6 protein-coding genes and 1 pseudogene are annotated in these 6000 nt (G+C 69.8%); all 7 read right to left on the bottom strand.

The annotated features are described in order from the left end of the window. Positions 1-339 precede the first annotated feature (339 nt). Positions 340-1551: a tyrosine-type recombinase/integrase gene (locus DLJ59_RS18625; RefSeq protein ID WP_124773909.1), complete on the bottom strand. Its 1212-nt coding sequence runs from the start codon at positions 1549-1551 to the stop codon at positions 340-342. Between the two features lie 3 nt (positions 1552-1554). Next, positions 1555-1695 (bottom strand): annotated as a pseudogene (locus DLJ59_RS18620) (helix-turn-helix transcriptional regulator); the annotation flags it as partial. A 35-nt stretch (positions 1696-1730) separates the two neighbouring features. After that, positions 1731-2294, bottom strand: a complete 564-nt coding sequence (locus DLJ59_RS18615; RefSeq protein WP_124773908.1) for a carboxymuconolactone decarboxylase family protein — start codon at positions 2292-2294, stop codon at positions 1731-1733. A gap of 330 nt (positions 2295-2624) precedes the next feature. Continuing rightward, positions 2625-3872: an RNA polymerase sigma factor gene (locus DLJ59_RS18610; protein WP_124773907.1), complete on the bottom strand. Its 1248-nt coding sequence runs from the start codon at positions 3870-3872 to the stop codon at positions 2625-2627. Then, positions 3869-4255, bottom strand: coding sequence for a YciI family protein (locus DLJ59_RS18605; protein ID WP_244236104.1), 387 nt, complete (start codon positions 4253-4255; stop codon positions 3869-3871). The genes DLJ59_RS18610 and DLJ59_RS18605 overlap by 4 nt, the downstream gene beginning before the upstream one ends. Before the next feature lie 5 nt (positions 4256-4260). Continuing rightward, positions 4261-4641: a YciI family protein gene (locus DLJ59_RS18600; RefSeq protein ID WP_124773906.1), complete on the bottom strand. Its 381-nt coding sequence runs from the start codon at positions 4639-4641 to the stop codon at positions 4261-4263. A gap of 215 nt (positions 4642-4856) precedes the next feature. Beyond that, positions 4857-5930 (bottom strand): carboxymuconolactone decarboxylase family protein, encoded by a 1074-nt coding sequence (locus DLJ59_RS18595; protein ID WP_124773905.1) that lies wholly within the window; start codon positions 5928-5930, stop codon positions 4857-4859. Positions 5931-6000 lie beyond the last annotated feature (70 nt).

Here is a 6000-nt window from a genome sequence, read left to right as displayed (position 1 = left end):
GCAAAACGCAACCCACCGTGACGAACAAGGCGCCCACCACGACACCTGACCTCTGCAAGATCAGCCGTACTCACCTCTGCACTCCAACGAGTACCCCGACACCCGTGGACGCGTCAGGACGAAGTCAGATCGTCTCAGCAGTTCAGCCGATGCTTCAGGGCAGTTCGGGGGGCCGTGTTGGTCGCCTGGGGGTCAAGGGTCGTCGGTTCGAATCCGGCTGTCCCGGCAGAGAAGAAGCCCTGACCAGCGGAGATGCTGGTCAGGGCTTTAAGTTTGTCTATGGGGTTTTGAACCGCCCCCCGAAAACCCCCCTTTTACTGGGGTCGGCGACCAGGTTCGTCATCCCTGCGCATCGTTGGGCAATGCGGCTGTGGGACGTCGCCCGCGGTCGGCGCCGAGTCGCTCGAGGATGTCCGAGACGTCCGGGGCTTGGGCGGGCTTGGCGATGTAGTACGTGGCGGTGACCTCCTCGCTGGAGTGTCCCAGCTGTGCTGCGGCGCTTTTCGTGTCGGTCTCTTCCTTGATGAGGGTGGCGACGGTCTTGCGGAAGGTGTGGGGGGTGACCCAGGCGAGGTCGGTGTCGGCGCGAGCCTCACGCCACTGGCGGCGGACGTTGTTGGGCGAGAGCCAGGTGCCGCGTCGGGAGGCGAAGATCGCGTCGTGGGGGTTGTCGGCGGCGACGATCTTGCGGGCCATGATCATGCCGACGGCGAACCGGGGCAGCACGACCATTCGCCAGCCGGCGTCGCTTTTGGTCCAGGGTTGGCGGAAGACGCCTTGGCCTTTGACGAAGACGAGCGTGCCGCAGATCGTCAGGGTGGGGCGTTCGGCGGCGAGGTTCAGGTCTTCCCATCGCAGGGCGAGGACCTCGCCGATGCGGGCGCCGGTGGCGAGCATCAGGTCGACGACGTCCGCCAGGTCGCCGCTGTGCCGTGGTCCGGGCTTCCCGGGGATCGGTCGCTGCCAGTCACGGATCGCCGTCCGGACGGCTTGGAGATTCTCGTCGGTGAGGGCGACGACCGTGCGGCGGGGTTTGCGGAGCCGGCCGGTGTCGCGTACGGGGTTGGTGGGGATCGCGCCGTGGCGAACGGCCAGGGCGAACATCTGGCTCAGGACAACTTTCGCGCCTTTGGCTGCCGAGGGACGGTCTTTGGCGATGTCGCGCAGGAACCGATCCAGGCGCCCGACGCTGGTTTCCCGGATTCGGAGGTTGCCCAGGGCGGGCAGGATCGCGTTGCGCGCGCTGGTCTCATAACGCTGGATGGGCTGCGGAGCGATCCGCTCCTCGGTGGTGATCTCTCCGATCCATTGTTCGGCGAGTGTGCTGACGCGGGTCTCCCGCGTGATTTCGTCGTCGTTGGGGGTGGTGCGGTCACGTAGCTTGACCTTCAGCGCCCGTTCGGCGGCCGGGCCGGTGGTGCCGGTGGCCTCGATGTCGCGGGTCTTACCGTCGTAGTCACGGAACCGGGCTCGGGCGCGGAACCGATTGGGTCCGAGTTTCTGGGTGCGGATCCTGCCCCATGTGCCGAGGGGTAGTTCAGGTCGGGCCATGGGTCAGCGCTCCGCGTCGGTGTGGTCGTCGAGCCAGCTTTCGACTTCGCTGCGCCGGTATCGCAGGGTGTTGCCGACGCGGATAGCGCGGGGCCCCTTGCCTCGGCTGTGCCAGGCGTGGAGGGTATTTTTGGGCTTGCCCAGCAGAGGAACCGAGCTGGGGGCATCCTCGTCTGTGCTCAGGCTGCCGGAGTTCTGGCCGCCGACCCGTAGCCGACGTCGATGATCCGATGGGTGGTCTCGGCGTAGGCGTCCTGGCCCTCGGGCGCGAAGGTGCCGAGACCGTCGACGTACCGGTTGAACATGCAGAACGCGGCGGCGATTAGGACGGTGTCGTGGATTTCCAGGTCGGTGGCGTCCTCCGCGCGGGCGTCGGCGACAAGCTCGGCGGTGACGTTGCGGCCGCTGATCTGTACCGCGCCGGCGATGCGCAGCAGCGCGCGCAGCTTCGCCGAGATCGGCGCGGTGTCGAGGTCCGCGCGTACGTGGTCGACGAGGTCCATGCCCTCGTCGAGCTGCGCCGCGGCGAACGCCGAGTGCGACGCGCAGCAGAAGGTGCACTCGTTGCGCCCCGAGACGTACGCGGCGATCAACTCCCGCTCCCCGGCCGGAAGCGAGTGCGGCGCGCGCAACAGCACCTCGGCCAGCTCGTTGAGCGGCTTCGCCGTCTCCGGACGGTACTGCATCGGACCCGTGACGCCCGGAAACTGCTTCTCGTCGACACCGAGATCGATGTGTGCCATGGTTTTCTGCCTCCAGCCGTGAACTGTGGCCCGACCGGGCCACGCCTCTGCCGTACCTGACAGGCCGTGCGGGACGGTGTGGTCTGACGCCGCGCAGCCACGATCCCATGCCGACCGCTGGTTGCGCTTCATCGATCGTGCCCTTTGTGTCACTCCGACCGGACGGATGACCAAGGCCGGGGACATCACCCCGCGGGGAGACCGCTGTGGTCGTCGTCGGGAGCCGGTGCCAGGTGGACCGGGCCGGCAGCGGACACCGGTGGAGGAGGCAGGTTGTGAGCGCACGGATCGCCCCGAGCGGTGCCGCGAGCGGCCGGCGCGGCCGGTGGGTCAGCTGGTGAGCTGGTCGCGGCGGCGGGTGAGGTACGCCCGCTCCGCGGAGTTGCCCGTGAGACCGATGGCTCGGTCGTAGGCAGCCCGCGACTCGCCGCCGCGTCGGGCTCGCCGCAGCAGGTCGGCGCGCGCGGCGTGGAAGGCGTGGTAGCCGTCGAGAACATCGGCGAGCCGGTCGATCTCGGCCAGCCCGACCGCGGGGCCGTCGACTTCGGCGACCGCGACCGCCCGGTTGAGCCGCACGATCGGGGAGGGGTCGAGCAGCATCAGGCGCCCGTAGAGGGCCACCACTGTGGACCAGTCGGTGTCCCGGGCCGAGGGGGCATCCGTGTGGACCGCGTTGATGGCGGCCTGCAGCTGGTAGCGCCCGGGTGGCTCACCTGCGGTCGCCGTCGCCTCGACCCGTTCGCGGATCAAGGCGTTGCCCTCGGCGATGAGGGCCCGGTTCCATGCGCCGCGGTCCTGCTCGTCGAGGGTCACCAGCTCCCCGGTGCGGGACACCCGCGCCGGCCGACGGGCGTCGGTGAGGAGCATCAGGGCGAGCAGCCCGGCCACCTCGCCGTCGTCCGGGAGCAGGGTGCGGAGCAGACGACCGAGGCGGATCGCCTCGTCGCTGAGGTCGACGCGCATCGGGTCGTCGCCCTCGCTGGCGAGATAGCCCTCGTTGAAGATGAGGTAGACGACCGCGAGCACCCCGGCCAGCCGCTCACGGATGTCGGCGGCCCAGGGCACCCGGTAGGGGATATGTGCCGCTTTGATCTTTGTCTTGGCGCGGGTGATCCGTCGCGCCATCGTCGTTTCCTGCACCAGGAAGGCGCGCGCGATCTCGGCTACGGTGAGACCACCGAGCAGGCGCAGGGTGAGCGCCACCCGGGCCTCCATCGCGAGCGCGGGGTGGCAACAGGTGAAGATCAGCCTGAGTCGGTCGTCCTCGACCGGGCCGGTCGGCTCAGGAGGGGTGTCGTCGTACACGATCAAGGCCTCCTGGTGCTTGGCGTCGCGCTGCGTTTCGCGACGGAGCCTGTCGATCGCCTTGCGGGTCGCGGTGGTGGCGAGCCAGCCGCCGGGGTTCGGCGGTACGCCCTCGCGCGGCCATCGCTCCGCAGCCGCTGCGAACGCCTCGGCCGCGGCCTCCTCGGCGACGTCGAGGTCACCGAAACGGCGCGCGAGGCTGGCGACCACCGGTGCCCACTCCTCGCGGTGGGCACCGGTGATCGCCTGCGCGACAGTGGTGGGGCCAGTCACGGCTGCAGCAGTGTCCCCTCGGATCCCTCGGTACGGAAGGGACGTACCTCGATCGCACCACCGCACGCTCTCGACCCCTCGGCGGCAAGCACCAGGGCCACGTCGAGGTCGGCCGCCTCGACGACCCAGAAGCTGTCGAGTTGCTCCTCCGTCACCAGGTAGGGCCCGTCGGTGAGGAACGTCCTCTCACCCTGGCCGTCGACGGTGGTGGCGGTCGTCACGGGCTCCAGGCCGTCAGCGAAGACGAAGTGACCGTCCCGGCGGAGCCTCTCGGTGAAGGCGCCGACGTCGGCGGTCGCCTGCGGCATGGCCTTTCCGGAGGTGCTGGTGCCGAGCTCGGTGCGCTCTGCCGGTCCGTAGACGGACAGCAGGTACCTGGGCACCAGGCTCACTTGTCTCCAGAACTGCTGAACCGGTTCTGCCCGGGATTGGGGAACCGGTGCACCTCCTGCGGCCACTCGAGCGCGGTCGCCAGTTTTCCGGCCCAGTGCCGCGCCGCCGCGTCGTCGGCGACGTCGACGACGGCGAAGCCGCCGAGGTGCTCCTTGGTCTCGACGTACGGGCCGTCACTGAAGACGGGCTCACCGTTGACCGACTCGACGCTGCACACCACGGTGGACTCGTCGAGCCCGCCGTTGCTGGAGATCAGGACACCATGGGACCGCATCTCCTCGATCACGGCCAGGACGGCCACGCCCTTCTTGCCCATCTCCTCCGCCGTGTGCCGACCCACCCACTCGTCGTTGAAGGCGATCAGATATTCCGTCAAGTTCGTCTCCTCTCAATGCCCGGACGAGGGCCTCTCCCGACTCCTCGTGTCCGGCGGCCCGGCAGACCGCCGTACGTTAGTTCCACGAACGGGCGCACCTTGATACGACACCATCCCGGAAACTTCTTTTCAAGCAGCCTCGGAGTAGACGTCGGCGAGACCGGGCGTGGCGGAGCCGATGCGCCCGGTCGACCTGGCGAGCGAGGTCGCGGGCCTCACCCCCTGTGGTGGCCGCTGAGGTCGTCTCCGGTGTCCTGAAGTCCCGCGATGTGGCGGGCTGCGGTCATGCTCGCCCACGACGTGATCTCGATCAGCGCCGCGTCGTCCGCGCCGGTGCCACGTAGGTCGGCGATGACGGTGTCGGTGACCCGGTAGGACGAGACGGCGGTGAGCAGGGCGAGGCGGGCGGTCGGGCGGTCGCGCTCGGGCAGTGTGGCGAGTCGCTCCCGGAGCCACGGGGCTGTTCCCGGGTCGCGGCCGGGCTTTCGCAGAGCCGCCCGGACGAGCTCGCGCGCCGCGGTCGTGAGACGCCGCTTGCCGCCCTCGTCGATGGCCCTGGCGGCGCGGGCCAGGGCGTTGGCGATGGTGGGGCGACCTGCGGCCCAACGCAGGTCGTCGGGCAGTTCCGCGGCGGGGAGGAGGTCGTCGGTGTCGTGTGCGGACCGGGGAGTGGAGGAAGCCAGGCGCCGCATCACCCGGGCGGCACCCCGCCGCACCACCTCCCGTGCGAAGCCCCGGACCGGTGGCAGAGGTGACTCCTGCAGGAAGACGTTGACCATGCGATTGATGTAGTGAAAGGTCAGGACCGTGCCGACCAGCTCCGGTGCTTGTGCCCGGGGGAAGGGGGCTGGGCCGGCAGCTTCGGCGGAGGCGGCCGCCCAGCCGGCGAGCGCCCGCAACCGGTCGTCCGCCACGTCCGCGATGCGGCCCGCGGCGATCGCCTCGGGATCCTTCCCGCGTACCAGCCCTCGTAGCGTCGTGCCGTGCACCTCCGCGCAGTAGGGACAGTTGTTGGCGAGCGATACCGCCGCCGCGACCGCCTCCTTTTCCGGGCGGCTGACCAGCCCGGGCGCCACCATCACCTCACGCAGGATCGACCAGCTGGCTGCCAACACCGGCGGTGCGGGAGCGTGCAGGGTCAGCGGAGGGGCGAGCATGCCGAACTCCGCCTCGATCCGCCGGTACACCGTGTCCACGAGACCGGTGGCCGCGGCGATCGGCACGGGGCGCACGTACCGGAAATGCGAGTGACCGATTCGGCGCGTCGCATGCGCGAACAGTGTGGTCATGCCGATCCCGTCTCTGTGTCAGGCGGTGCCTCGGTGCCGGTGGGAAGCACCGCCGCCACACCGGGTCGTC

The organism is Micromonospora inaquosa, from assembly GCF_003857055.1.
GTDB lineage: Bacteria > Actinomycetota > Actinomycetes > Mycobacteriales > Micromonosporaceae > Micromonospora > Micromonospora inaquosa.
This window is presented reverse-complemented; position numbering and strand designations above follow the sequence as displayed.